General features: G+C 64.0%; 23 protein-coding genes. 9 read left to right on the forward strand and 14 right to left on the reverse strand.

The window, feature by feature from the left end; genetic code table 11:
* Window positions 1-46 precede the first annotated feature (46 nt).
* Window positions 47-847, forward strand: coding sequence for a histidine utilization repressor (hutC, locus tag ASD73_RS13080; RefSeq protein WP_235534362.1), 801 nt, complete (start codon window positions 47-49; stop codon window positions 845-847).
* A gap of 11 nt (window positions 848-858) precedes the next feature.
* On the opposite strand, the gene ASD73_RS13085 is transcribed toward hutC, so the two are convergent.
* The 8 genes from ASD73_RS13085 to ASD73_RS13120 all read right to left on the reverse strand — a co-directional run bounded on the left by ASD73_RS13085 (window position 859) and on the right by ASD73_RS13120 (window position 9,661).
* Entirely contained in the window at window positions 859-1,593 is a 735-nt protein-coding gene (locus ASD73_RS13085) for a PepSY domain-containing protein (RefSeq protein WP_056372855.1), read from the reverse strand.
* Window positions 1,590-2,294, reverse strand: a complete 705-nt coding sequence (locus tag ASD73_RS13090) for a PepSY domain-containing protein (protein ID WP_056372856.1) — start codon at window positions 2,292-2,294, stop codon at window positions 1,590-1,592. Before ASD73_RS13090 ends, ASD73_RS13085 begins: the two co-directional genes overlap by 4 nt.
* A gap of 11 nt (window positions 2,295-2,305) precedes the next feature.
* A complete protein-coding gene (locus ASD73_RS13095; RefSeq protein WP_056372857.1) occupies window positions 2,306-5,008 on the reverse strand; it encodes a TonB-dependent receptor domain-containing protein in 2,703 nt (900 codons plus the stop codon).
* Between the two features lie 328 nt (window positions 5,009-5,336).
* The gene (locus tag ASD73_RS13100) at window positions 5,337-6,491 is read right to left on the reverse strand and encodes a copper resistance protein B (protein ID WP_056372858.1); all 1,155 of its coding nucleotides are present in this window, start codon (window positions 6,489-6,491) and stop codon (window positions 5,337-5,339) included.
* On the reverse strand, window positions 6,488-8,275 hold the full coding sequence (locus ASD73_RS13105; RefSeq protein WP_056372859.1) for a copper resistance system multicopper oxidase: 1,788 nt from the start codon (window positions 8,273-8,275) through the stop codon (window positions 6,488-6,490). The genes ASD73_RS13100 and ASD73_RS13105 overlap by 4 nt, the downstream gene beginning before the upstream one ends.
* Window positions 8,276-8,376: 101 nt before the next feature.
* Entirely contained in the window at window positions 8,377-8,961 is a 585-nt protein-coding gene (locus tag ASD73_RS13110; RefSeq protein WP_056372860.1) for an RNA polymerase sigma factor, read from the reverse strand.
* Window positions 8,958-9,398, reverse strand: a complete 441-nt coding sequence (locus tag ASD73_RS13115) for a periplasmic heavy metal sensor (RefSeq protein WP_056372861.1) — start codon at window positions 9,396-9,398, stop codon at window positions 8,958-8,960. Before ASD73_RS13115 ends, ASD73_RS13110 begins: the two co-directional genes overlap by 4 nt.
* On the reverse strand, window positions 9,398-9,661 hold the full coding sequence (locus tag ASD73_RS13120; RefSeq protein ID WP_056372862.1) for a hypothetical protein: 264 nt from the start codon (window positions 9,659-9,661) through the stop codon (window positions 9,398-9,400). The genes ASD73_RS13115 and ASD73_RS13120 overlap by 1 nt, the downstream gene beginning before the upstream one ends.
* Before the next feature lie 143 nt (window positions 9,662-9,804).
* Here ASD73_RS13120 and copC point away from each other — a divergent pair, with 143 nt between their 5' ends.
* From copC to ASD73_RS13165, 8 genes are all read left to right on the forward strand, one after another.
* Complete coding sequence (copC, locus tag ASD73_RS13125; protein ID WP_056372863.1) at window positions 9,805-10,188, forward strand: copper homeostasis periplasmic binding protein CopC; 384 nt, start codon at window positions 9,805-9,807, stop codon at window positions 10,186-10,188.
* A 4-nt stretch (window positions 10,189-10,192) separates the two neighbouring features.
* Window positions 10,193-11,131 (forward strand): copper homeostasis membrane protein CopD, encoded by a 939-nt coding sequence (gene copD / locus ASD73_RS13130; protein ID WP_056372864.1) that lies wholly within the window; start codon window positions 10,193-10,195, stop codon window positions 11,129-11,131.
* Window positions 11,132-11,288: 157 nt separating this feature from the next.
* Window positions 11,289-11,663, forward strand: coding sequence for a DUF3703 domain-containing protein (locus ASD73_RS13135; RefSeq protein ID WP_235534364.1), 375 nt, complete (start codon window positions 11,289-11,291; stop codon window positions 11,661-11,663).
* A 13-nt stretch (window positions 11,664-11,676) separates the two neighbouring features.
* A complete protein-coding gene (locus tag ASD73_RS13140) occupies window positions 11,677-12,003 on the forward strand; it encodes a hypothetical protein (RefSeq protein WP_056372865.1) in 327 nt (108 codons plus the stop codon).
* A gap of 56 nt (window positions 12,004-12,059) precedes the next feature.
* The gene (locus tag ASD73_RS13145) at window positions 12,060-13,331 is read left to right on the forward strand and encodes a TolC family protein (protein WP_056372866.1); all 1,272 of its coding nucleotides are present in this window, start codon (window positions 12,060-12,062) and stop codon (window positions 13,329-13,331) included.
* A 4-nt stretch (window positions 13,332-13,335) separates the two neighbouring features.
* Window positions 13,336-14,484 (forward strand): efflux RND transporter periplasmic adaptor subunit, encoded by a 1,149-nt coding sequence (locus ASD73_RS13150; RefSeq protein ID WP_056372867.1) that lies wholly within the window; start codon window positions 13,336-13,338, stop codon window positions 14,482-14,484.
* A 3-nt stretch (window positions 14,485-14,487) separates the two neighbouring features.
* Window positions 14,488-17,697, forward strand: a complete 3,210-nt coding sequence (locus ASD73_RS13155) for an efflux RND transporter permease subunit (RefSeq protein WP_056372868.1) — start codon at window positions 14,488-14,490, stop codon at window positions 17,695-17,697.
* A 718-nt stretch (window positions 17,698-18,415) separates the two neighbouring features.
* Window positions 18,416-19,678 carry a tyrosine-type recombinase/integrase gene (locus tag ASD73_RS13165; RefSeq protein ID WP_056373626.1) on the forward strand — a complete coding sequence of 421 codons (1,263 nt, stop codon included), beginning with the start codon at window positions 18,416-18,418 and terminating at the stop codon, window positions 19,676-19,678.
* A 253-nt stretch (window positions 19,679-19,931) separates the two neighbouring features.
* On the opposite strand, the gene ASD73_RS13170 is transcribed toward ASD73_RS13165, so the two are convergent.
* Genes ASD73_RS13170 through ASD73_RS13195 form a run of 6 tightly spaced genes read right to left on the reverse strand, consistent with a single transcriptional unit; the run spans window position 19,932 to window position 26,566 of the window.
* Window positions 19,932-21,137, reverse strand: coding sequence for an acetyl-CoA acetyltransferase (locus tag ASD73_RS13170; protein WP_056372870.1), 1,206 nt, complete (start codon window positions 21,135-21,137; stop codon window positions 19,932-19,934).
* A 13-nt stretch (window positions 21,138-21,150) separates the two neighbouring features.
* Window positions 21,151-22,590 (reverse strand): 3-oxoacyl-[acyl-carrier-protein] synthase III C-terminal domain-containing protein, encoded by a 1,440-nt coding sequence (locus ASD73_RS13175; RefSeq protein ID WP_056372871.1) that lies wholly within the window; start codon window positions 22,588-22,590, stop codon window positions 21,151-21,153.
* Window positions 22,587-23,423, reverse strand: a complete 837-nt coding sequence (locus tag ASD73_RS13180; protein ID WP_056372872.1) for a MaoC family dehydratase — start codon at window positions 23,421-23,423, stop codon at window positions 22,587-22,589. Before ASD73_RS13180 ends, ASD73_RS13175 begins: the two co-directional genes overlap by 4 nt.
* An 8-nt stretch (window positions 23,424-23,431) precedes the next feature.
* Window positions 23,432-24,349: an SDR family NAD(P)-dependent oxidoreductase gene (locus tag ASD73_RS13185; RefSeq protein ID WP_056372873.1), complete on the reverse strand. Its 918-nt coding sequence runs from the start codon at window positions 24,347-24,349 to the stop codon at window positions 23,432-23,434.
* Window positions 24,346-25,752, reverse strand: coding sequence for an MFS transporter (locus ASD73_RS13190; protein ID WP_056372874.1), 1,407 nt, complete (start codon window positions 25,750-25,752; stop codon window positions 24,346-24,348). The genes ASD73_RS13185 and ASD73_RS13190 overlap by 4 nt, the downstream gene beginning before the upstream one ends.
* Window positions 25,753-25,807: 55 nt before the next feature.
* A complete protein-coding gene (locus ASD73_RS13195) occupies window positions 25,808-26,566 on the reverse strand; it encodes an SDR family NAD(P)-dependent oxidoreductase (protein ID WP_056372875.1) in 759 nt (252 codons plus the stop codon).
* Between the last annotated feature and the right edge of the window lie 55 nt (window positions 26,567-26,621).

Here is a 26,621-nt window from a genome sequence, read left to right on the forward strand (position 1 = left end):
AACAGCGTGCTTGGCTTCTGTCGACCGCAACCTGTATAGACGGGTTATGGATTTTATCACTCGCACGCCCGGACGCGGATCAAAGCTTTCGAATGGATCCGCGGCCGCCCGGCCCAGCGGCCCTGACAACGAAAATGACCGGTCTCCGCCTCGTTACGCCGCCATCAAGCAGAGCATTTGCGATGCCGTTCGCGACGGGCATCTGAAGCCGGGCGACCGGGTGCCGTCGGAAGCCGAGCTGGTCCAACAGTTCGACGTGTCGCGCATGACCGCCAATCGGGCACTACGCGAGCTACAAGCCGCGGGCGTTCTCGTACGCCGCGCGGGCAGCGGATCGTTCATCGCCGAGCCCAAGCCGATCGGCCAGATGATCGAAATCCGCAATATCGCCGAAGAAATCCGGGAGCGCGGGCATGTCTACCGGGCGCGCGTCGTGCAGAATGATGAGATACGCGCCAATGCCGACATGGCGGCGCTGCTCGAGGTTCCGATCGGGACCAGGCTGTTCCACTCGATCATCGTGCACCATGAAGCCGAATTCCCGATCCAGCTCGAAGAGCGTTTCGTGCTCGCGTCAGCCGCCCCCGACTATGGCAAGATCGACTTCACGCAGATGACGCCCAACGAGTATCTGACAAGGACGGCGCCGCTCGAACGGGTCGAACATCGGGTTCGCGCCGAGATGCCCGACGCGCACACCCACAGCATGCTGGGGCTGTCGGATGGCGAACCCGTGCTGCGGATGACGCGCCGGACATGGAGTCATTCGCGCCTCGTCAGCCACGCCTGGCTGACGCATCCCGGATCGCGCTTCGAGCTGTCGGCCGCCTTCTCGATCGACGACTGACCGCCGGCAGGTCAGGCCGCGCTGCGGGTGACGACGGGTTTGCGGCGTCGGCGCAGCCAGCGGAAGTCGGCGCGGCTGAAACTCTTGAACAGCAGGTAGAAGCCGGTGCCCGAGAGCCATAACGCGCCGAAGGCGACGAAGATAATGAGCGGGTGGTTGAAGCTCTTCCGGTTCACATAGTCCATATTGTGGAGCATCCAGAAGAAGTCCCACGTCCGCCAGCTATCGCCGCGCATGACAAGAAAGCGCGCGGTGTCGAGCGAGACATAAGCGCTGCTATTCTCGGCATCGGCAAAGTCGACCCGCCACATCGCGCCTTCATGATCGCGCGATTCCAGATTGGGCTTCGCGAGCACGCTCACCTTGCGGATCGGCGCCTCGTTCATCATCGATGCGATGTCGCGCGCCATCTGCTCGTCGACATGGACCGTCTCGCCGCTCGTCGCATCGACGAGGCGCGTGCCCTTGGTCGTGCGAAGTTCATAGATCGGGCGCGCACCAAGGTCGCGCAGGACGATGCCGGTGACGGGTTCGTGGCGCGGCAGCGCCGCAACGTCGAAATAATCGCCGGCCGGCAGCGGGTGAGCGTGCGACATGCCGCCGCCGTGCCCGCCGACCTTGTCCGTGTCGAGCAGCGCCATCACCGAGCCGCTCAGGGCCCAGAGCAGGAATTGCAGCCCGAGGATCAGGCCGACCCATTTGTGGATGCGCCGGAAAAATAGCGGCGTCAGGCGAATCTTCCTCATGCCTTCTTCCCTTTGCGGCGCTTGAAAGACCAGATCAGCAGCCAGGCCCCGGAAAGCGCCATCGCGAAGGCACTCCAGGTTGCGACGCGAAGCAGCGGATTGTTGACGTCGGTCCGCTCGTCATAATCCATGATGTGAAGCATCCAGGCGAAGTCGAAGACGCGCCAGAGTGCGTGGCGCCGCGAAATCAGCTCGCCCGTCTGCGGCGAGAGATAGAGCGTCGGGCGGTTCCAGCCCTCGAACTCGACCTGCCAATAGGGCGGCGCCCGTGACTGCATTTCTTGCGGCGCCTTGGTCAGCAGGCGTACCGACACGATCTTGCCGTCACTGGTGTAGATGCGCCGCGCCTGTTCGCGAACCTGGGACTCGGTCAACGCAGGCAGCGGCGCACCCGAGCGGGCATCGAACAGCCGCGCCCCCTCGGGCGTTTCTGCTCGCCAGACGGGGCGATCGAAGAACCGCTGCAAGCGAAGCTCGGATGCACCGGGCGCGGCCGCAACGATCCGCGACGGCGGCGCCATATCCGCCAGGTCGTATGATCGAATCGCCGGCGCGCGCACGAGATGGTCGCCATGAATGGTGTCGATGTGCACAACCACCATGTAGAAGCCGGTCAGCGTCCAGAGCAGAGCCTGGATGCCGACCACCAGGGCCAGCCATTTATGCGTTCGCCGGACGAGCAGCGGCCAACGGATCGCCATATCGATTACCCTCAGAAAGCCGTCCGGAAGCCGACGTAGAAACGCCGTCCGAGCAGGTCATAGGTCATCGTGTCGGTGTTCGCATCGGTGAAGCTCTGGATATAGGGCGCCTTGCGATCGAACAGATTGTCGACGCCGAGCTGGAAGCGGGTCTTCTCGTCGATTTCGAACGCGACCTGGAGATTGTGGTAGAAGACATTGGGCGTGCTGTAGCCGATCTCGCCGGGGGCCGCATTGAAGTCGGTCGCCTTGCCGACCCACTGGGTCGACCAGGTCGCGCTGACACCGTCCTTTTCAGCGGTCAGCACGCCATAGCCGCGCCACTTCGGATAACCGCCGTTGCCGCCACCAATGAAGCCGTCGAAATCGATCGGGGCGCCGCCCGGGAAGGGCAGGACGACATATTTGTTGAGGTAGGTCAGGTTGACGTCCAGCGAGACATTCACGCTGCCGATGCCGCCCGCGTAGACGAGACCGAGGTCGAGCCCGTTCATCTCCTCGCGGCCGGTATTGATCGGCTGGGCGGAGAGGAAGGTGACCTCGCCGGTGAGCGGGCTTCGCGTGAAATCGTCGCAGAAGGGATGCGACAGGTTCGTGCTCGCATAGCAGATTGCGAGCTTGGTCGAGCCCGGAATCGCGCGGATCGCGTCCTTGATCTTGATGTCGAACCAGTCGGCGGTGAGCGACAGGCCGGCAATCAACCCCTTGGGCGTGATGACCGTGCCGACCGTCCAGGTCGTCGAACTCTCGGGTTTCAGATCCTCGTTGCCGCCGACCGTGGTCAGGATCGTCGTACCGAGCTGGACATAATTTGCCGGCACGCCCGACGCCTGACAATTGGCGATCAGCCCGGCATTGCCGCTCGTCGAATAGCGCGAGCAGGGGTCGGTGGTCGTCAGATTGCCTTCGGACACGCCGCCGAACAGCTCGGGAACGTTCGGGATGCGAAAGCCGGTGCCGTAGGTGCCGCGCAGCCGGAAGCTGTCGCTGATCATCCAGTCGAGGCTCGCCTTATAGTTCCAGTCGCTGCCGAACAGGTCATAGTCGGAGTAGCGCACCGCGCCATCGAGCGTCAGCGCTTCGAAGAAGGGCTTATCGGCAAGGATCGGCACCGAGAGTTCGAGATAAGCTTCCTTGGCGACGCTCGTCCCCGAAATCGGGCTTTGCTGGTTGGTGTTGGCGATACCCAACACCGTCAGCGGATCAGGATCGCGCCAGCCCTTTTCCTTGCGATAGACGACGCCTGCCGCAAAGGAGACGGGCCCCGCGGGGAGCTTGAACAGGTCGCCGTTGATATCGGCGGTGACCGTCGCGAGCTCATTGCCGCCGCGATCGCGCGACGTGAAGAGAATATAATCGAGGACCTCCGGCGTCAGGTCGCCAAAGCCGAGATAGTCGGCGCACGGGATCGTCGCACCGGCGGCAAGGCTGCACTTGGTCGTGTCGAGCGTATTGGCCACTCGCTCGAGGTTGGCGATGTTGGTCGAACCATCGACTGCGGTGTTGCGGCCGAACGCGCCCGCGATTTCCCATCCCCAATTGTTCGAGAGCTTGCCGCGAAGGCCGAAGGTGCCCTGCCAGGTGTCGGTTTCCTGGAAGAATTCGCGCGGGCCGGGCTCGGCGAGGCGGCGTTGAATGAGGACGATATTCTGCCCCGTCGGGTTGGTTGGATTGCTCGCCGCGATCGAAAGATTTCGCAGCGTACCGGGCGTCGCGATCTGGTTCGATTTGCGGAAGGTATAAAGGAATTCGCCGAACGCCTCGATATTGTCGGTCAGATCATAGTCGGCGAAAAACGCCGTGCTGACGCGCTCGACCGGGCTCACCGCGTTCAGGAACGGGTTCGAGTTGAAATTATGCTTGGCCGCACTGTACGGCTCGAAGAAATTGCCGTTACCGCCCAGCACCTGATTGAAGTTGATCTGCTGCCCGTTCGGCAGCACCGCCCGCCCGCCGATCGTCGAGGCGCTGTTGACGCATCCGAGCGTTCCCGGCGTGGTTTCGGCCAGCGAGCAAGGCGCGCGCGACGCCATGTTGACCGCACTCGTCTTCTGATAGGTGACGGCCGCCATGAAGCCGCCGCGATCATTGCGGACGCCCCAGAGGAGGTCGGCGGTGAAGTCCGAACCGTCGCCCTTTTCGGTAAGCCCCTGACGCACGCTGAGGCCAAGACCTTCATAATCGGTGCGGGTCACAAGGTTGACGACGCCCGCCATTGCGTCGGCGCCATAGATCGCCGATGCGCCGTCCTTGAGCACATCAGTGCGTGCGAGTGCCGCGACGGGAATCATGTTGAGGTCGGGCGACGAGTTCGCCCCGGTGCCGCCCGCGACGAGACGGCGACCGTTGAGCAGCACGAGCGTGCGCTTGATGCCGAGGCCGCGGAGGTTCACCTGCGCCGTGCCATAGCCGTTGTTCGCCCAATAAGCCGAGGTCTGGTTGCCCGCGAAGCCAGCGTTGGCGGGCAAGCGCTGCAGCACCGTCTCGATATTGACGACACCGGTATTTTCGATCTGCTCGGCGGATACCACGGTCGCCGGACCGACACCGGCGAGATCCTGGCGGCGGATGCGCGACCCGGTCACGACGATGTCGCTGCCGCTGGTCGCGCCTTCAGCGCCCGTCTCGGGTGCCGACTCGGCTTGCGCGAATGCTGGGGCGGAAATGCCCGCACAAACCGCTGCGCCTGCGAGCAAAACTGTCCTGATCTTCATCGCGAAACCCCCTTCTGGTTGCGTTACCCACCTCAGAGAGCATCAAATGTATATACAGGTCAACATAAAATTGCGTTGAAGATCAATATCTTAGTTGCGTATCAGCAGTGCGCAGTCGGTCCATATAATACGCATCCGAAGCATCTACCCCTCACGCCCCATGACATTTTTTTGAATTCAGGCGGAGATGCGTGCCGGGCGCCTGCTAGGCCGCAAAAACCCGGGACTGACCCTCGCCGCCGAAGGCCGTCACGTCGAAGACGTTCTTGCTCCCATCGGGCATTTCTATTCCCGGCGAACCGCGCGGAATGCCGCCGCCCGCCGCAGCTCAAAACCAGGCGCGTATCCCCATTACGAAGCTGACCCCGCTCGCATCCTCGCCTGCCGCGCGGGCAAAGCGCGCGGTGTCGCCGACCTTGCGCGCCCATTCGACGCCAACATAGGGCGCGAACTCCCTGACGATTTCGTATCGCAGGCGAAGCCCCAGTTCGACGTCGGACAGGCCGGAGCCCGTTCCGGTTTCGGGCACATCCTGAGCCGAGAAATTGAGTTCGGCCATCGGCTGGAGGACGAGCTTCTGCGTGATGCGCTGGTCGTAATAACCCTCGAGGCGGCCGAGCAGGTCGCCCTTGTTCGAGAGGAAAAGCGCGCCCTCGACTTCAAACCAGTATGGCGCGAGCCCCTCGAAACCGATCGTCGCATAGGTACGGTCAGGGCCCGGCCCCAGATCCTGCCGGATGCCAGCCTGCGCATTAAAATAGGGTCCGATCGCGCGGCTGTAGAGCGCCTGCATTTCGGCACCCTCTACGCCCTCGCCGAAGACGCCCTCGCCTTCGCTCTTGATCGTCAGCCGGTTGATGTCGCCGCCGTACCAGGCCTCGCCATCCCACCGGAAGCCGTCGCGGCCCTTGCGCGCCTGATATTCGGCGAGATTGAAGCTGATGAAGGCGATGGTCTGTCCGCCATTCTCCTTCATCATCTCGTGGCGCGAATGTTCCATTTCGGCCCTGGAATAGATGCGGTCGGCATACCAGTCGGAGGGGGGCGCGGGCGCGGTGGCGTCGCCCGGGGGCGAGTCGGTGCCGCTGGCGCCGCTCTTCGCTTCCATCGTGCCCGCGGCCTTCGGGGTGCAATGGCCCATGCTCGCATGCTCGGGCGGGCAGTCGGGATCGGACGGCGACATCGCGCCATGGTCCATCGCGTCCATTGCGGGTCCGCTCTTGTCCATGGTCTCGGGCTTGGGCGTGCAATGGCCCATCGCCGCATGTTCGGGCGCGCAGCCCGGGGATTCGGCCGGCGCGTCGCCGGTGGGCGCGGGCCGGACGACAGGTGCTGGCGAAGGCGCGGGGGCGGGCGCAGGCTTGGGCGCCGGCGTCAGCGCGGGCGCCGCTCCGTGCATTGAATGATCCATCGACTGGGCCGCAGCGGGGACGGCGAAGGCGAGCGGCGCGATGCCCGCGAGCAGGAGCGCGATCCGGGTCATGCCGCGTCTCCTTTCGGGCGAACGCTCACCACCCGCATCATCCCGGCATGCATGTGGTAGAGCATATGGCAGTGGAACGCCCAGTCGCCGAGCGCGTCGGCGGTGAAATCGAAGCTCGCGGTGCCGCCCGGTTGGACCAGCACCGTATGCTTGCGCGGCGAGCGGTCGCCCTTCCCCGTGACCAGTTCGAAGAAATGGCCGTGAAGATGGATCGGGTGACTCATCATCGAATCGTTGATGAGGTTGATCCGGACCCGCTCGCCCTCGATGAAGGGGATCGGTTCGTGATGGTCCGACATCTTCACCCCGTCGAACGACCACATGAAGCGTTCCATGTTGCCGGTGAGGTGGATGTCGAGCGAGCGCGAGGCGGCGCGCACATCGGGATTGCGTTCGAGCGCGACAAGGTCGTGGTAAGTGAGCACTTTGTGCCCGACGTCCTCGAGCCCCTGCCCCGGTTCGCCCATGCGGTCGACCGGCATCGGCGAGATCGACTGGACGCTTGGATCGCGCTTGACCTGCGGCGCGACACTGAAGTCGCGCATGCTATGGTTCATGCCCCCGGCACCATGCCCCATCGCCGCGTGATCGACGGCCCCGCCCTCGGCGGGCGGCGGCGTGCAATGGCCCATCGCCGCATGTTCGGGCGTGCACGACGCATCGCCGCTCGCCATCGCGCCCATGCCCATGTCCTTCATGGTCGCGAGCGGCCGTTCGCGAAGCGGCGGCACCTCGGCGGCCATGCCGGCGCGCGGCGCGAGCGTCGCGCGGCCCATGCCCGAGCGGTCGTTGGCCTCGGCGACAAAGGTATAGGCGCGGTCCTCGGCCGGGGTCACGATCACATCATAGGTCTCGGCGACGGCGATCTGGAACTCGTCGATATCGGTCGGAACGACGTTGAGGCCGTCGGCCTGCACGACGGTCATCCTGAGACCGGGGATGCGCACATTGAAGATCGTCATCGCCGATGCGTTGATGATCCGCAGCCGCACGCGCTCGCCGGGATTGAAGAGCGCGGTCCAATTATCGCGCGGACCGTGGCCGTTGACGAGGAAGCTATAGGTCGACCCGTTGACGTCGGCGATATCGGTCGGGTCCATCCGCATCGCGCCCCATTCGACGCGCTCCTTCAGCGACTGGTCCTTGCCCGCGAGCAGCCCCGACAGGGTCTGGCGCTGCATGTTGAAATGGCCTGGATTGACCTTCAGCTTGCGGAAGATCGCCTCGGGCGACAGCTGGCTATGGTCGGAGAGGACGACGACATGCTCGCGGTCATAGCCGACCGGATCGGGACCTGTGGGATCGATGACGATCGGGCCGTAATGACCGAGCTGCTCCTGCAATCCCGAATGGCTGTGATACCAGTAGGTCCCCGACTGGACGACCGGAAATTCATAGACGAAGCGCGACCGGGGCTTGATGCCGGGGAAGCTGACGCCGGGCACGCCGTCCATATGGAAGGGCAGGATCAGCCCGTGCCAATGGATCGAGCTGTCCTCGTCGAGGTCGTTGACGACGGTGAGCCGGGCGGTCTGGCCTTCCTTCAGGCGGACGAGCGGCGCGGGCACGGTGCCGTTGATCCCGATCGCGCGGCTGAGCTTGCCGTCGATCCGCATCGTCTGGCGCGCGATGCGCAGGGTGATGTCATTGCCCGATACCGTCGGCAGCGGCGCGACGATGCCGGGCGACACCGACTGCGCCCAAGCCGGAAACCAGGGTGCAAGCGCGGCCACGGTCCCGCCGCCCAATGCTCCCGTCACGAAACGACGCCTGCCTATCTGCATAAAATTCCCGGATATTGCCTTGGTTCAATAGTCATACGCGGCACACGCACCCGTCCCTCACCCTTTCAAATGAAATTGCGGGGTGAGCCATGTTTCCGCCTTCAGCCTGTCCCGCGCGCGGCCGTCTCGCCGAGCAGTGCCTTCAATTTTGCACGGGCACGGTAGAGCCGCGTTTCGACCGTCTTCTCGCTTGTCTGGAGCAGTTCGGCGGTTTCCGCCTGGCTCAGCTCCTCGACGCCGCGAAGGACCAGAACCTCGCGCAAATTGGGTGCGAGGCGGGACATAGCGGCGCGGACACGGGCGAGTTCGGCCCGATCGGCCGCTTCGGCATCGGGCGCCGGACCGTCGCTCGCGACATCATGCGCGCTTTCGAGCGGCAAGGCCCGCGCGAAGAAGGACCTGACCGAGCGGCGCCGCGCCCAGTCGCGGCACTTGTTGAGCGCGATCCGGGCAATCCATATCCGGAAAGGCCGGTCCGCATCATAGCGGCCAAGCGCCCCAAAGCCGGCGACAAAGGTTTCCTGCGTCAAATCCATTGCCTCGTCCGGATCGCCGATATTGGCACGGATCAGGCGAAACACCGGTGCCTTGTACCGTCGCAACAATTCCCGATAGACCTGTTGTTGACCTGCACTTGCAAGCGCGGCGAGCTCGCGGTCGCTACATTGCGCAAGGTCGAGACTCACCGCGCATCGGCGGTCAGCGCCTGGACCACGCTCTTGTCGAACATCGCGGCCTGCTCGCGATCGAGAACGACGCGCATCGCAAACAGGTGCTGGAGCGTTTCCTTCTGCAGCTCGCCCATCACCCGGTGGGTCTCGTCGATCGCCTCGGTAACGCGCGGTCCATAGCCATGCTCGGCTTCGATCGCCTGCGCGAGCCGAATATTGGCGGCGCGCATGTCGAGTTCGAGCGCATCGCGCCGGGTCGCGAATTTCGCCTCGATCTTGTCGAGCTTTACCTGCTGCGCGGGTGAAAGCTTCAACTCGCGATGAAGAAGCGCGTGAAGTTCGGTTTCGCTGGCACGCGGCGTCTCGACGACGAGGCGTCCGGCCAATACGCCCGCGAGCGCGGCGACAAAGGCGATCAGACCGAAGAACAGCATCCGGCGCGACGAGGTCATCAGCGCGAATCCAGCAAGGTCGAGGGGGCAAGCGGGGTGGCCGGAATGAGCGGCGTCAGCGGGCTCGCCGCGATGGCTGGCGGAACGATCGCGCTACCGGCGACGAAACCGCCGCCAAGCGACACAAAAGCCGCAACCGCCATCATGCGCCGCACCGCCGACGCCTCGCGCTGCCGTCCGGCGAGCGCAGTAAGGATGCGGTCGTCAAGCGTATCGAGCTCGATCGGCACCCGCGCTTCATTCAAAATCCGGAGTTCGTCCATCGGTCTTCCCGCAGTCCACAACAGATAATACGCGCACGATCGCATCATCCCTCAGAAGTAATCCAACAAGAGGTTGCCGATTTTCCAAGGGCCGTGCCGCCGCTTTGCGTATTAGCAGGACAGACCCGAATTTGGAGGTTTTTATGATGAAGTCATTTCTCCCCGCCGCGGCGGCCGCCGTCGCCCTCCTTCTGATGCCGGCCGCGGCCAGTGCGCATGCCAAGCTCGTCGGTTCGACGCCGGCCGCGAATGCCACCGTCTCAAAGGTGACCTCGGTCACCCTTCGCTTCAACGAGAAGCTCGTCGCCTCGACGGTGAAGGCCGAACTGGTGATGACCGGCATGCCCGGCATGGCCAATCATGCGCCGATGAAGATTCCTGCGGCCTCGGCGATGGGCAAGGACGGCAAGTCGCTGACGCTTACCGCCAAGCGCGCGCTCGTCCCCGGCACCTACAAGGTCAAATGGTCGGCAGCGGGCGCCGATACGCACCGCATGGGAAGCGAATTCAGCTTCACGGTGAAATAAGGCCGTGGCCGATCTTCTGCTGATGAGTATCCGGTTCGCGCTGTTCGCGGTCCTGATGCTCATCGCGGGACTGGCCGCTTTCCCGCTCCATGCGCTGGAGCCTGGCGAGCGGCAGGATCCCGAACTGGGATCGATCATCTCCCGGCCGCTGCCGTGGCTCTGCGCCGCGGCCCTGTTCCTTTCGCTCATGGGCATGGCGGTCCTGACCGCCAGCATGCAGGGGGTCGGAATCTTCGCCATCGACCCGGCAATGGTCATCACGCTCGTGAGCGAGACCGATGTCGGTGTCGCCTGGCTCGTGCGCATGGCAGCCCTGCTTGTCGCTGCGGTCGTCGCTTTCCGTATCGCCCGCAACCCGGTCGCGCCGACAATGATCGTCGCCGCCGCCGGGGCCGTCGCGCTGGCGACGCTCGTCTGGTGGGGCCATGCCGGAGCGAGCGAAGGCACCGCCGGACGGATTCACCGGGCAAGCGACGCGCTCCATATGATTGCCGCCGCGATCTGGCTGGGCGCGATTGCCGGCTTCCTCCTGATGCTCCTTCCGGGCGAACCGGTCGCAAAAGCCCGTCTCGCGATGACGGCCCGAAGCCTCGACCGGTTCGCGCCGGTGGGGACATTGTGCGTGCTCGTGATCGCGGCGACCGGACTGGTGAACGGCCAGATGATCGTCGGGGCCGCAAATATCGGGCGGTCGATCGCGTCGCCCTATGGTCAGCTTCTCGCGATAAAGCTCGTCCTGTTCGCCGCGATGCTGGCGCTCGCCGCCGCCAACCGCTGGCGTCTCACCCCGGCGCTCAGGCGCGCATTCGATGAGCCCGATACCGATCCTGCGCGCGCCGCGCGCGCGATGCGCCGCAGCCTGGTCCTCGAAGCGTTGGCAGGTCTCGCGATCCTCGCGCTCGTCGCATGGTTCGGCATGCTGGAGCCCTTCCACCCCGTGTGACCGGCACCCGCCGGCGCTTCCGCATCGCGGTCGCGACAAGTCGGTAGCATGTCGCCGATCCGAAAATGCGTCCGGCGGTTTGGATCGATCGGCAGGCTTGACCCTGTAGTAGCTACAGGGTGCATAAGGGCAGCGAATCGAGCGAAGGGAGAGTCGCATGAGCATGTTGGACCGTCGGGCCGCGACCGCCCTGATCGCGGTCGAGATGACGCAATATAGTGCCGCTCGCCGCGACAGTGACCATCCCGCCGCCTGGAATGCCATCGGACGCACGCACATCTTCGCGCAGCCCTTCTTCGCGCTTCACCTGTCTGCGCGCTGGCACATGCTGGGTTTTGCGATTGCCCTTCGCGACTGGCGCGAGACGGCCGGCCAGCTGCTGCGGCTCGCCCTCGTCCCGCTGGGATCGCTAACCGGGCGGCTGCCCGTCGGCAATACGGGCCGCGCACGGATCAGCGCCTTCCGTCCAATGCCGGTGCTGCCCGATCTCGCCAAGATGATTTCGCCACACGACAAATCGGTTTCGCGCTGATAGGGGAACGGCCATGCCGAATGCGTTCATGCGACTGCTGATGATCATCGGGGTGCTGCTTTGCAGCATGCACGTCGCCGAACCGGCGTCGGCGCATTCCACGGCAAGCAAAACCGCCTTTCACCTGTCGGCCGGCGACGACGAACAGGACAGGCAGAATCCCGCATCGAAGCTCGTGCATGGCGGGCAGCATCATTGTCCGGTCGCGCCGGACCTCAAGGCCACGTCGACCGACACCCCAGCGCAACCAGCCCGCGTGCCGCTTTTTGCCTCGCCCGTGACCCAGCTCGCTTCGCGCGTCCTGCCCCCGCTACTCGATCCGCCGCTCCTCGCGATCTGAGCACGCTCGCCGCTTTTTGCGCGGCGATCTCTCCGATCAACCGAGGATGGATCTTTATGTTCAGGTACGTTGCTGCCCTGGTGGCAGCCGCATCGTGCGCCGCAATCGCGCACGCACGGGAGGCCGGCACGGAAAGCCGCCAGATGTCGGGCCCGCTTCTGACGCTCGACGAGGCCGTCGCGCTCGCGGGCGGCAGCGCGCCCGCAGCCGAAGCCGCGGCGGCGGACGTCGATGCCGCGCACGCCGCGCGCCGCGTGGCGGGGCTCCGGCCCAATCCCGCGCTTTCGGTCGAAGTCGAGAATTTCGCCGGCACCGGACCCTATAATGGCATCAATGGTGCCGATGTGACGGCAAGCGTTGCGATCCCGCTCGAACTCGGCGGCAAGCGGCAAGCGCGCGTCGCGGTTGCCGATGCAGCGACGCACCGCGCGCAAATCGCTCGAGCGGTCTCCGAGGCGGACATCAGACTGCAAGTGACCGAACTCTATATCCAGGCCTCCGCGGCCGAAGTGCGGGTCGCGATTGCCGAGGACCAGTATCGTATCGCGGGCGACACGGCGCGTGCCGCGACAATCCGGGTGCAGGCGGGGCGCGCATCGCCGCTCGAACAGGAGCGCGCCGAAGTCGCGCGCCTGACCGCGGAAGCCGGGGCCTACAAAGCGCGGCGCCTCGCCGATACCGCCCGGGCCAACCTCGCGCGGCGCGTAGGACGTCTGGTAGTCGGCCCGCTCGACATCGCGGTGCTCGGCGGACCCGGAAACGGAACGACGGGCCCACCCCGCCCTATTTCGGCGGCGGGCACGCTCGCGTTGGCGGCCGCCGACGCCGATCTCCGGGCGGCCGATGCCGGGGTTCAACTGGCACGCTCGCAGCGCGTTCCCGACGTCACGGTTGGGCCCGGGGTTCGCCGGCTCGAGGCCACCAACGATGTGGCGGCGGTGCTCAGCGTCTCGGTGCCGCTGCCGCTGTTCAACAACGGACGCGCGGCGGTCGACCAGGCGAATGCCGAGCGGCGGCGCGCCGACGCGCAGCGCCGCATCACGGCGCTCGACGTCGAGCAGGCGATCAGCGATGCCGAGGTAGAGGCCACCAATGCGGCAGCGGCGGCGCGGGTCGCGAGCGGCCCCGCCCTCTCGGCGGCGATGGAAGCGGCCCGGATCGCGCGTATCGGCTACAGCGAGGGCAAGTTCGGGCAGCTCGAACTTCTCGATGCCGAACGGACGCTGACCGAGATGCGCTCAGCGTCGATCGAAGCGCTCGCCTCCTATCGACTTGCCAAGGCCCGGTTGGAACGCCTCACGGCTCCCGCGCCCATCAAAGGAAATTGACGCCATGACCATCAACATCAGCCGAAAGCTGCTGCTCGCCGCGACACTGCCATTCCTCCTCGCGGCGTGCGGCGGCGGCGAGAGCGCCAACCCTGCCGGCGAGGACGGCGAGGAAGAGGCCGGCCATGCCGACGAAGGAAAAATCGCGCTCACGAACGAACAGGTCAAGATCGCCGGGATCGCCCTCGGTCGCCCGACTGTTGGCAGCGACGGCGCCCTGCAATTGCCGGCGACGATCGAAGGCGATCCGCAAGCGACCCAGGCCGTGTCGGCCGCGATCGGCGGGCGCGTCGTCGCCCTCAATCGCAATCTCGGGCAGACCATCGGCCGGGGACAGACGCTCGCGATCATCGAAAGCCGCGAGGCAACGCAGCTTCAGGGCGAGGTGCAGGCCACGCGCGCGCGCCTCGCGCTCGCCAACTCCAATCTCGCCCGCGAGGAACGGCTGTTCGCGCAGCGCGTGTCGCCCGAGCAGGATGTAATTGCGGCGCGCACCTCCGCGACCGAGGCGCGAATCGCTTATCAGCTCGCCCAGCAACAGGTATCGGCAGCGGGCGGCGATGGCGGCCGGCTCAACCGGATCGCGATTGCCGCACCGATCTCAGGGCAGGTGATCGCGCGCAGCGTCGTTCTCGGACAGACCGTCGCCGCCGACGCTGAGCTTTACCGCATCGCAAACCTGTCGAGCGTTTCGCTGTCGCTGAACCTTCAGCCCGCGGACGCAGGGCGCATCCGCCCGGGCGCCATCGTTTCGGTCAGCGCGCCCGGACGCCAGGCGGCCGGCAAGATCAGCTTCGTCTCGCCCGCGCTCGATCCCGCCACGAAGCTCGTGCCTGCGATCGCGATCCTCGATAATCGCGCCGGACAATGGCGCGTCGGCGAAGCGGTGACCGCCTCGGTCGCGCTCGCTGGCGCCCACGGCGATGCATCGATCAGCGTTCCCTCGACCGCGATCCAGACCGTCGAAGGCAAGAGCGTCGTGTTCGTTCGCACCAACGAGGGTTTCGAGGTCGTTCCGGTCGTGCTGGGCGACCGCGCCGGCGCCAATGTGATCATAGGCTCGGGACTCAAGGGCACCGAGCAGATCGCCATCACCAACAGTTTTGCGCTCAAGGCCGAGATCGGCAAGGGCGAAGCAGCTCATGAGGATTAAGCCATGATCGCCCGCACCGTCACCTGGGCGGTCGAGAAGCGCTGGCTTGTCGTCCTGCTCACCACCATTGCCGCCGTCATCGGAGCCTTCGCGCTGTCGCGCCTGCCGATCGACGCGGTTCCCGACATCACCAACAACCAGATCCAGATCAACGTCCGCGCGCCGGCGCTCTCACCCGAACTTGTCGAGAAGCAGGTCGCCTTCCCGATCGAGACCGCGCTCGCGGGGATTCCAGGGCTTGAATATACACGCTCGCTGAGCCGCAACGGTTTCGCACAGGTCACGGCCGTTTTCACCGATGGGGCCGATATCTATTTTGCGCGCCAGCAGGTCGCCGAGCGCCTCAATGAAGCGACCGAGACCATGCCCGACGGCGTCCGGCCCGAGATGGGGCCGATCGCGACGGGTCTCGGCGAAGTCTATATGTGGACGGTGCGTCTCGCGCACCGCAAGGACGATGTGCACAAGCCCGGCGAACCCGGCCTCCAACCCGACGGCAGCTACGTAACGCCCGAGGGCGAACGCCTCGTCACCGAGGCGGACAAGGCCACCTATCTTCGCACCGCGCAGGACTGGATCGTCACGCCGCTGCTCCGCACCGTCCCGGGCGTCGCCGGGATCGATGCGATCGGCGGTTATTCGAAGCAATATATGGTCGTGCCCGATGTGCAGAGGCTGGCGGCGCTCGACCTCAGCCTCACCGATCTTGCCGAAGCACTCGAACGCAACAACACGAGCGTCGGCGGCGGGGTCGTCGAACGCAACGGCGAAGGGCTTGCCGTCCGCTCCGATGCGCTGATTCGCGATACCGCCGAGCTGTCGCGGGTCGTGATCGCGACACGGTCGGGCGTGCCGATCACGCTCGACCAAGTAGCCAGCGTCCGCACCGGCCAAGCCGTGCGCATGGGCTCGGCATCGGAGAATGGCACCGAGGTCGTCGTCGGTACCGCGATCATGCGCATCGGCGAGAACAGCCGAGCCGTCGCGACCGCTGTTGCCGACCGGCTCGATGCGATCAACGCATCGCTCCCGCCCGACGTCGTCATCGAACCGGTTCTCGATCGCACCAAGCTCGTCAATTCGACGATCTGGACGGTCGGCAAGAACCTGACCGAGGGCGCGCTGCTTGTTATCGTCGTGCTCTTCCTGCTGCTCGGCAATTTCCGCGCGGCGCTGATCGCGGCGCTGGTCATTCCGATCACCATGCTCCTCACCAGCTTCGGTATGCTGCGCGCGGGCGTGTCGGCGAACCTGATGAGCCTCGGCGCGCTCGACTTCGGCCTCATCGTGGATGGCGCCGTCATCATCGTCGAAAATGCGCTGCGCCGCATGGCCGAGTTCCAGCACCGCGAGGGGCGGATCCTTACGCTTCAGGAGAGACTTGCTTCGGTCGCAGCCGCGGCGCGCGAGATGGTGCGCCCCTCGGTCTACGGCCAGGCGATCATCATCCTCGTCTACGTGCCTTTGCTCACCTTGAGCGGTGTCGAAGGCAAGACCTTCATTCCGATGGCGCTGACCGTGATCATTGCGCTCGCCTTCGCTTTCATCCTCTCGCTCACCTTCGTGCCGGCCGCGATAGCCATCTGGCTCTCCAAGCGCGTCGAGGAGAAGGAGGGCCGCATCATGGTGTGGCTGAAGCAGCGATACGAACCCGGTCTCGACCGGGCGATGAGCAAACCCAAGGTCACGCTCGGCGCCGGGATCGGCGGGTTCGTTGTCGCGATCCTTGCCTTCTTCTCGCTCGGCCAGGTGTTCCTGCCTCAGCTGGACGAGGGCGACCTGCTTATCCAGGCGTTCCGCGTTCCCTCGACATCGGTCCAGCAGAGCCAGGCGATGCAGGTGCCGATCGAGCGGATGCTCTCGAAGCAGCCTGAGATCGACATCGTCTTCTCGAAGACAGGCACCGCAGACCTCGCATCCGATCCGATGCCGCCCAATGCGACCGACAATTTCGTGATCCTGAAACCCCGAAAGGAGTGGCCCGACCCCAGCCTCAGCAAAGCGGAACTGATCGAACGGCTCGAGAAGGAACTGAACAAGATTCCCGGCAATGCCTATGAGATCACCCAGCCGATCCAGATGCGCTTCAACGAGCTGATCGCAGGCGTGCGCGGCGATGTCGCGATCAAGGTCTATGGCGACGATTTCGACGCCATGAACCGGACCGCGCAGGAAATCGCCGCGATCTTGCGGAAGACCGATGGCGCGACCGATGTGCGTGTCGAAGAAACCGAAGGTCTCTCGATGCTCGATATTCGGGCGAACCGCGAGGCGATGGCGCGGCTCGGCGTCACCGCACAGGATGTGCAGGACGTCGTAACCGCGACGATCGGCGGCCGCCAGGCCGGCACGATCTTCGAGGGCGACCGCCGCTTCCCCGTGGTCGTCCGGCTGTCGGACGCGCAGCGCTCGGACCTCTCGGTGCTCGAACAGGTGCAGGTCCGCGTTCCCGGCGGCTCCTTCGTGCCGCTCGCCAGCGTCGCCGACATCCGCGTCGTCGATGGACCCAACCAGATCAGTCGCGAAAATGGCAAGCGGCGCGTCGTCGTTCAGGCCAATGTTCGCGGCCGCGCGATTTCCGACGTCGTCGCCGATGCCAAGGCAGGTATCGCGAAGGATGTCCGCTTACCCGCGGGCAGCTACCTCGAATGGGGCGGCCAGTTCGAGAATCTGGCCTCCGCTCGCGATCGGCTCCTGCTCGTCATCCCGGCGTGTTTCATCCTGATCCTGCTGCTGCTCTACGGCGCGCTTCGTTCGCCGCGCGACGCGGCGATCGTGTTCACCGGGGTGCCGCTGGCGTTGATCGGCGGCGTGCTTGCCCTGTTCCTTCGCGGCATGGACTTCTCCATATCGACAGCAGTCGGGTTCATCGCGCTGTCGGGTATCGCGGTGCTCAACGGGCTCGTGATGGTGTCGTCGATCCAGGAGCTGATGCGCTCGGGCATGGCGCGGGCGGAAGCCGCGCGGCAAGGCGCTCTCATGCGCCTTCGCCCCGTGGTGATGACCGCGCTTGTCGCAAGTCTCGGATTCGTGCCGATGGCGCTAGCGACCGGCGCCGGCGCCGAGGTCCAGAAGCCGCTCGCAACGGTGGTGATCGGTGGGCTGATCTCGGCCACCTTGCTCACTCTCTTCGTACTTCCGACCCTCTACGCGCGTTATGGAGGCGGACGCGCTCTGAAGGACGAAAGGATCGACGATGGCGCATTCGCATAGTCAAGAAGAGGGCGGCCATTCGAGCAGTTGGTGCCGGGCGTTGGGTTCGATCAACAGGCAGGTGCCCGAAAATTCGCGGCCGTCGCTAACGATGGCTCGCACGGGCGAATCCGCGAAGGCCGCCTGGGCCGCAAAATGACGATGGGGAATCGCATCGCCGATCGTGCCCGATCACAGGCCGTCTCGCCCTCGATGCGCAAGGCGCCCTGCCAGAAATTCTTCGCCATCGACGGCAGGCTAACGCGGCGATCCGGCGCCATCGTTCATTAATTTTCTCGGCGGACGGGATAATTCGAAAAGGATCATGGCTGATCTCCGTGACACACCGCCGCTGGGCGCAGCCCCGTGTCGGCACCTATGCGAGATACCGCCCACCTATCCGGATCCTCGCTTGGAGCTGGTGACAATATGGAGACAAAGCCCCGTTCTCACCCGCTTGCCACCAGTGACGGCGCAATCAGCGGCTCACTAAATCACTGATTTCATGAAGAAAACTGGAGCGGGCGAAGGGATTCGAACCCTCGACCCCAACCTTGGCAACTTGAGATTGCACCTTTTCAATCACTTCCTAAACTATGCTATAGCACTATATTTGCTTGATTTCTTGATTTTACGGTCGACCTACGATACCCTCTATTTGTCTGCAGTTTCCGGAAAGTTGGAGACATTTTGGAGACACGGCGGCGTTTCGGCGCTGTGTCTCCACGAGGAGAGGTTTATGCCAACGGCAAAATTGACAAAGCGGGCGGTAGACGCCCTCCCTCCGCCAAAAACTAAGCATGTCATTCATTGGGATACGGAGGTGAAGCGCTTCGGTCTTCGGATCATGGCATCCGGGATCAAAACTTTTGTCGTCCAATATCGTACTGCCGAAGGTGTGAAGCGCCGCATGAACCTCGGGCGCTTCGGCGTGCTGACGGTCGAAAACGCCCGCGATCTTGCGAAGCTGAAACTTGCCGAAGTCATCGTGGGCGAAGATCCTGCGGACAAAGTGCGTCAAGTTCGCAAGGGCATGACCGTGTCCGAGATGTGCGATTGGTATCTTGGTGAGGCGCGGGCCGGGAATATTCTTGGCCGAAAGAACGTCCCAATCAAATCGTCCTCGCTCGACATGGATGAGAGCCGAATCCGTACTCATATCATTCCGCTACTCGGCAATCGGATCGCCAAGCATCTGACAATTGCGATCGTCGAACAGATGCAAACTGACGTAAAGAACGGCAGGACTGCGAAACCGCGAACTGGAGGTCGTGGCGGGAAGGCAACCGGCGGCCCCGGCGTCGCGGGCCGCTGTGTCGGCACGCTCCAGGCCATCCTCGGTCATGCGAAGCATAAGGGCCTGCTCGAAACGCATCCGACGCTCGGCGCCAAGAAACTTGCCGGAAAGAAACGGACCCGGCGACTAAGCAGCGCAGAAATAGAAATGCTTGGAAAAGCGATGGCCTACGCCGAGGCCAGTGGAGAGAACCCAGTCGCCCTTGGCGTGCTGCGAACGTTGCTCCTCACCGGCTATCGCCGTCAGGAAGCACAAGCAATGCACCGTAGCTGGCTACACGCAGATCGCGGCTATGTGGCCTTTCCCGATACAAAGGGCGGCGCGCAAATCCGCGCGATCGGACCCGCTGCGATACGCGTGCTTGAAGGGCACACGGAGATTGCAGATAACCTGCACCTGTTTCCATCAGCGGTTGGCAACGGCCCGTACACTGCAGTGAGCGACTGTCTCAAGCGCGCTTGCGCCTTGGCCGGCGTCAAAGGGGTGACGCCGCATACGCTTCGTCACACCTTCGGAAGCGTCGCTGGTGACCTTGGCTTTTCCGAGCTTACCATCCGGGCCATGCTGGGACACGCCTCACAGAATGTGACGCAGGATTATGTTCACATTGATGAGGCACTAAAGCTCGCCGTGGAACGGACTTCAAATCGTATCGAGGAGTTGCTCAAGCGGGGTGCGGCGATGGTCCACCAAATGGCGGCCTGACCTCTGCCTTCGGAGGGAAATTTCACCTTCGTTCGCAAAAGCTCGACGGCGAAGGCGTGCCCGTTGTGGCGTCGAGCAATTGGAAGGAGATCGAGAGGATCGCCTGGTCCATGTCCCTCGCGGATAACCTGACCGCCGGTCGGGTCGGCGCCGCCGAGATTATTCTCGAGGACGCAACGCTACACTCATCTTACCTCGAACGGCCGAACAGCTGTTTCGCTGCTGCCGGCAACGCTGTGCCGCGCGCAGTCGATCATGCGTCCGCGCGTCCGATTATCGCGATCGACGAAACATTCTGGTTCGGCATGCCGCCAAGATTGTGCGAAAGCGCGAAGACTGGGCTGTCCTGCCGCTGGCGTTCGCCGGCGCGGCCGAGGATCTGGAGGTAATTCTCATAGATCATCCGAAGCCCCGACGCCCCGATAGGATGGCCGAAGCATTTCAGCCCACCATCGATCTGGCATGGGAGCCTACCATCGGCGTCGAAGAAGCCATCGAGCACATCACGCCAACCTTGGCCTTCCTTCGAGATGTGCAGATCCTCCATTGTCACCAGTTCGGTGATCGAGAAACAGTCATGCACTTCGATCAGGCTGAGTTGCGCGCGCGGGTCGGTGATCCCGGCCTCTTCATAGGCTTTGGTCGCAGCGACGCGCGTCGTATGAAAATAGCTACCGTTCCAGCCCGACGCCTGCATCTCCCATCCGTTCGACGTCGCGAGCTGCAAAGCCTTGACGGTCACTATATCGGTCTTACCCATCGCACGCGCAATCTCTGGCGTGGTCACGATCGCGCAGGCGGCGCCATCGCTGACACCGCAGCAATCGAACAGCCCCAGCGGCTCGGCGATCATCGGTGCGTTCAGCACCTGTTCCATCGTCACCGCTTTCTGCAGATGCGCGTTGGGATTCTTTGCGCCATTGGCGTGGCTCTTCACCGACACATGCGCCATCGCGCGCTTGAGATCGTCGGCTCCGACACCATGTACGCCGCGATAGGCGCTCGCAAGCTGCGCGAAATTGCCCGGCGCCGACCCGGTGATGCCGATCATGTCGAACGTCGTGCCGCGGGTGCGGACAGGCAGGCCGCCATAGCCCGTGTCCTTCAATTTTTCGGCGCCCATCGCAAGGGCGATGTCGCACGCGCCCGATGCGACGGCATAGACCGCGCCGCGAAAGCTCTCGGTCCCGCTCGCGCAATAATTCTCAACCTTGGTGACGCCAATGTCGGGAAGACGCAGTGCCACCGCAAGCGGGATTCCGCTCGGCCCGATATTCTGCGCGTCGAATGCGGCGCCGAGCCATGCGGCGTCGATCTGGCTCGCCTCGATGCCGGCATCGGCCACCGCCTCGGCATAAGCCTCGAGCATCAGCTGGTCCTCATCCTTGTCCCAGCGCTCGCCGAATCTGGCGCAGCCCATGCCCAAAATGGCGACCTTGTCGCGGATACCCTTGGCCATTGTCTGTCTCCTCTCAGAACGCCGGCGCGGCTTTCCAGAAATAGCGGCGGAAACCGCGGTTCTCGTCGAACGCCTTGATGCGGAACATCATGCGCAAGTCGGCGCCGACCTGGAGCGCAGAATCCGGAAAATCGGTGAACTCGGCCATCATGCGCCCGCCGCCGACGAAGTCGATGTTGCCATAATAGCTGGGTGGGTCGGGTGAGTAGGTCAGCGCGTCGGCCGTCCAGGTCATCACCTTCGCGGGCATCTCGGCGAGCGGATAATCCTCCTGCGTGCCGATCGCATGATCGTTCGCATGGACGCTCACCTCGCTCTTTGGGAACTGCACCGTCCCCGTCTTGATGCAGCGTCCGCCGACGAGCCCGAGCACCGCCCTGCGGTTCCGCCATAAAGCGGTGAGGGCGGTTTTGCTGTCATGCTCGGCGCGCATGCCACGGTCGAGTTGGAGCAGCCCGCGGTGGGACAGATATTTGGCGTAGTTCGCCGACTCGCTCCGCCGCGCCAGCCAGCCCGAGAGGCCGAGCCGCGGCTTGACCGAACCGATCGCATCGGTGACCTCGAACAACATGAGGTCGCAGCCTTGACCGAAGCTCGCCAGCAGAATGCGGGCGCCGGGCTTCGCGACCTCCAGCGCCGCGCTCAGCATCACCAGCGCATGCGCAGCGCCGGCATGGCCAAGCGCCGCGGTCAGCGGGTCGGCGACCGCCGCGTCCGAGATGCCCGCCTTCTTCGCCAGCATCTCGGGCACGCCCTTGACGGCGACGGGGACGATGAACTGATCGACCGCATCGCCATTCACGCCTCCCTTGTCCAGGAGCGCCGCGATCGCCGGGGTCATGATCCGTGCAAACCCCTCGTCGCGCACCCAGCGCGCCTCCCAGTCATAATCATGCGCCGCGCCCGCTTCGCGGAAATGGTCGACGAAATCGACGGTCACGCTGTGGCTCGCGATCAGCGTGGCGATCGGCGCCCCAGCGCCGACCAGCAGCGCCGCCGCCGCATCGCCGGCGGCCATCTCGCGCTCGGACGCGGGTTTCGGCGTCGTCACCTCGGCGGCGCAAACGAGGGTCGTCGCGCGGCCCTCGAGCGCGCCGAGCAGTGCCGACGTCGCCGCGCGCTGCGACCCCGTTACGTCCATCGCTCCGACCCCATCGGGCAAATTCAGCGCTTCCTTGACGATCCCTGCATTCTGCCGGTCGGCAAACGGGAGGGTTGTCGACGCCATCACGACGCGCTCGACTCTTGCCCGATCGATATTATCGAGCGCATCCCGCGCGGCTTCGAGAGCCATCGTCACGCTATCCTCGTCCCAGTTCGCGATAGCCTTCTCACCCTTGGCGAGCCCGCCCAGGCCTTTGGCGAACCATTTGTTGGTCGCATGGATCGCGCTGCGCTGCAGCCGCGTGACCGGCACATAAGCGCCAAAGGCAAGGATTCCGAAATCGCTCATGCCGTCTCCGCATATCCGTTGGTAAAGACAATCTTGTCGCGCTCGACGACCCGGGCGCGAAAGGCGAGTTTGCCCTCGCCTTCGTCCCAGATCGATGTTTCGATCGTCTCGCCGGGATAGACCGGCGAGGAAAAACGCCCGTCGATACGGCGAAGCCTGGCCGGTTCATTGTCGCAGCGCGCGGCGAGCAGTGCCCTGCCGATCACGCCATAGGTCGCGAGCCCGTGCAGGATCGGTCGATCGAACCCCGCACCGGCCGCGACATCGGGAGCGATATGCAGCGGGTTGAGGTCGCCTGACAGGCGGTAGATCTGCGCCTGGTTGGCTGCGGTCGTCAGCGTCATGACCGCATCGGGCGCACGCTCGGGCAGCGGATGCGGCACGGGGGCGCCTTCGCCCGTCCCGCCGAACCCCCCGTCGCCGCGCAGGAAGGTCGTCGCACGCGCGGTCGCGAGATGCGTCCCTTCTCCATCGTGGATCTCGCGCGTCACCATCGCGAGCGCGCCCTTGGCGGCGCCCTTGTCGAAGAGCGCTTCGATCCGCGTCGAGCCGATGATCTCCCCCTCGACCGGCAGCGGCGCGTGGAGGATCGTCGACTGCTCGCCGTGCAGGATTTTCTGCCAGTTCGCGCCGAGGGGCGGGTCGCGCCAGAAGAAACCGGGATAGCCTAATATGGCCGCCATGGTCGGCAGCGCCGTCAAACTTTCCTCGAACAGAAAGTCGAGCTCGGTGGCGCCGACGCCCAGCGCGTAGAGAATCGTGTCTCGCCGCGCGAGGGTCTGCCGCGCGACAATCGGCGGCATTGCGAGCAGCCGGTCAGGATCAATCGCCATGATATGCCTCAGATCGGATCATAGCCGAACACGTCACCCGACCGCTCGGCGGGATCGGCGAAGCTGCCGCGGAATGCTGGCAGCATTTCGTCGGCGATCGCTCGCGTGGTCCAGCCTTCGCTTTTCTGCATCGAGCGGATCGGGCGCGGCTTCGAGAAAAGAAATATCTCGTTCTTGCGCACGCCGAAAATCTGGTTCGAGACCTCGCGCGACGCATCGCTCGCCAAAAATGCCACCAGTGGCGCGATCTTGTCGGCGGTCATCGTCTTCATCCGTTCGATACGCTGCGCCTCGGTGTCATTGGTCGCGGGAATCGTCGCGATCAGGCGGCTCCACGCGAAGGGCGCGATGCAGTTCGACCGCACCCCCGCGCGCGCCATGTCGAGCGCGATCGACTGCGACAGCCCGACGATGCCGAGCTTCGCCGCCGAATAATTGGCCTGGCCGAAATTGCCGATGAGCCCGCTGGTCGAGGTGAAGTGGATGAAGCTGCCCGACTGCTGCTCGCGGAAATAGGGCGTCGCGGCCTTCGAGACGTTGAAGCAACCATTGAGATGGACATCGATTACTGCGTTCCAATCCTCGTGGCTCATCTTGTGCCAGATGCGATCGCGCAGGATACCAGCGTTGTTTACAACGGCGTCGATGCGGCCGAATGCCTGCACGGCATCGTCGACGATGCTCGCCGCGCCCATGGGATCTGCAACGCTTGCGCCATTGACGATCGCCCTGCCGCCGGCCGCAATAATGTCGTTCACCGTTTCCCGCGCCGGCGACAGATCAGCGCCTTCGCCTTCGGCGTTGCCGCCGAGATCGTTCACGACAACCGCCGCACCTTCCTTGGCGCACAAGAGTGCAATCTCGCGCCCGACGCCTCGACCTGCTCCGGTTACCGCGACCACTTTGTCGTCCAACATCCCGCTCATTCTTCTGTCTCCTTTGATCGAAAAGCACCTACCGAGCGGCCTCGCGCTCGTGGCTGGCGCTGCCCTGACGAGTGTCCCGAATTGGACACGAACTTGGCAGTCGCTTCCCGAATAATATCTCTCTCGGCATCGGGTAGGGCCATGTCGGCTGCCTTTGTATTGCAGGCGGAATTCGTAGCGACAGGAAGCAGTAAAATGCACAACGCGCTTGCGAGAAACGACGGAATTGCAAGAATAAGTAGGAGGGAATAGGAACCAGTCAGGTCAAAGACCGCGCTGCCGAGAAAATTTCCGCTCGCGACTGCGAAGGTAATCGTGCCGCTGATCGTTCCAAATAGAAGCCCATAGAATTGGGCGGGAAAACGCCGCGATACCAGAAATGCCAAAATGTCGATTTCCGCTCCCACCGAAAAACCGATCAACAGCGCGCAAAGTGACGCCATCACAGCGGAGTCTCCGAACCAAATCAGGCCGAGAATGGGAAACGCCGGTAAGGAAAATGCGCTCGCGGCTACGAGAGTTGACTTGAAGCGATCGAGCATTTGTCCCATCATGAGGCGTCCGACGAGTGATCCGACGCCAATGAGCGAGGCAATTTGAACCGCTTGTAGCTTCGGAATATGAAGCGACACCAGGATCGGCACGTGGTGCATCAGCAGCGCGGCAATGGGAATGCCGATGAGGACGGATGACAGCAATAGCTGGAAATAGCTCCGGCTCTTCATATATTGCAGGCCGCCAAGCCTGCTAAGTCGCAGGTCGTGGACGGAAGCAGCCGGCGGCGTCGCTCTCGGCGGATCCTTGAAAAAGATCAGTACCATTGGCAGCGCCAAGCAGACTATGATTGCAGCGAGTCCCTGAAAAGCGGCCCGCCATCCATGTGCTTCCAGCAATTCATTAGCGATGAGCGGCGTCAAGGCCGTCGAGATGCTCAAGCCCGACAGCGTCGCGGCCAGTGCGAGCCCCCGGCTTCGCTCGAAGCGCGAAACGACTGCGGCCGTCCATACCGTTGGCTTTAGCAACACTGCTCCGAGGGCGATCAGGAGCCACGCCCCTATCCAGGCGGCAAAGGACGTCTCGGTCCATGAGAGTGATCCTAGACCCATCGCGTAAATTAGGAATCCCGTAAGGGCGATGGGCCGACACCCCCAGCGATCAATCATCGTCCCGACGAGCGGGCCGGCGATGACAGCGAGCACGCTACCGATGAGAAAGCCACTCGAAACGCGACTTCTTGACCACCCAAGATCTTCGGCGATCGGCGTTAAGAAAACACCTTGCGAATAGATGTGAATAGTACCGAAGGCGAGACCGAGGGCCGCCACTAGCGCGACGGAACCATGGCTTCGCCATTCCCCGATCGACGACAATTGCGGTCGATTGGGTTCCGTCGTGAAACTCATCGGATGTCCTTTGCGCAACTCAAGGGGCAATTCTGCCATCGGCCGGTTCGATGTTTCAGCCTGCGCTGGAGCCACCGTCGCAGGTGTAAACCGCTCCCGTGACATAACTCGAACGGTCGGACAGGAGAAACATAGCCACTTCGGCCTGCTCGCGTGGCTCCGACACCCGCTTGATCGGAATGAGTTGCGCGAGATCGTCGTAGCCATTCGGTAGACGCTCGGACCAGCGAGCCGACATTTCACTTCGGGTCGCACCGGGACAGAAACAATTTACGCGCACGCCCCGATCAGGAAATTCGAGTCCGGCCGCTCGCGTCATGCCGACGATCGCATGCTTGCTTGCGGAGTAGGCGGAAGCGCCGGGATATCCTTTCACCCCGGCCACCGAGGAGGTGTTGACGATCGCGCCCGAACCCTGTGCCCGCATGAAGCGCATCTCGTGTCGCATGCAGAGCCACGTTCCGCGAACGTTGACAGAAAACAGCCGATCGAAGTCCGCTACCGGCATATCGGGAACCGGTAAGGATTCCGACTCCGTTCCCGCGTTGTTCAGAGCGCCGTCAAGCCGGCCGAACTGCGTTTCGATATGGGCGAAAAGCGAGTCGATGCTCGTTTCATCGGAGACGTCGAGGGTGGAAAATGAGATGCTGCCCCGACAACCGGTAGCCTCGGCTTCCAACTGGACGCCGAGATCGCGACGGCGTCCTGCTGCAATAACTATGGCACCAGATTCGGCGAGAGCGACCGACGTTGCACGGCCAATGCCTGATGTCGCGCCCGTCACAAGAATGATCTTGCCTGCAAATTCGCTCATTCGTTCGATCCCTTGCAATTGCGACACCGGGCAGTTTTCGGCAGTCCGACGCCCG

Origin of the sequence: Sphingopyxis sp. Root154, from assembly GCF_001427105.1 — a bacterium.
In the GTDB taxonomy this organism is placed as follows: domain Bacteria; phylum Pseudomonadota; class Alphaproteobacteria; order Sphingomonadales; family Sphingomonadaceae; genus Sphingopyxis.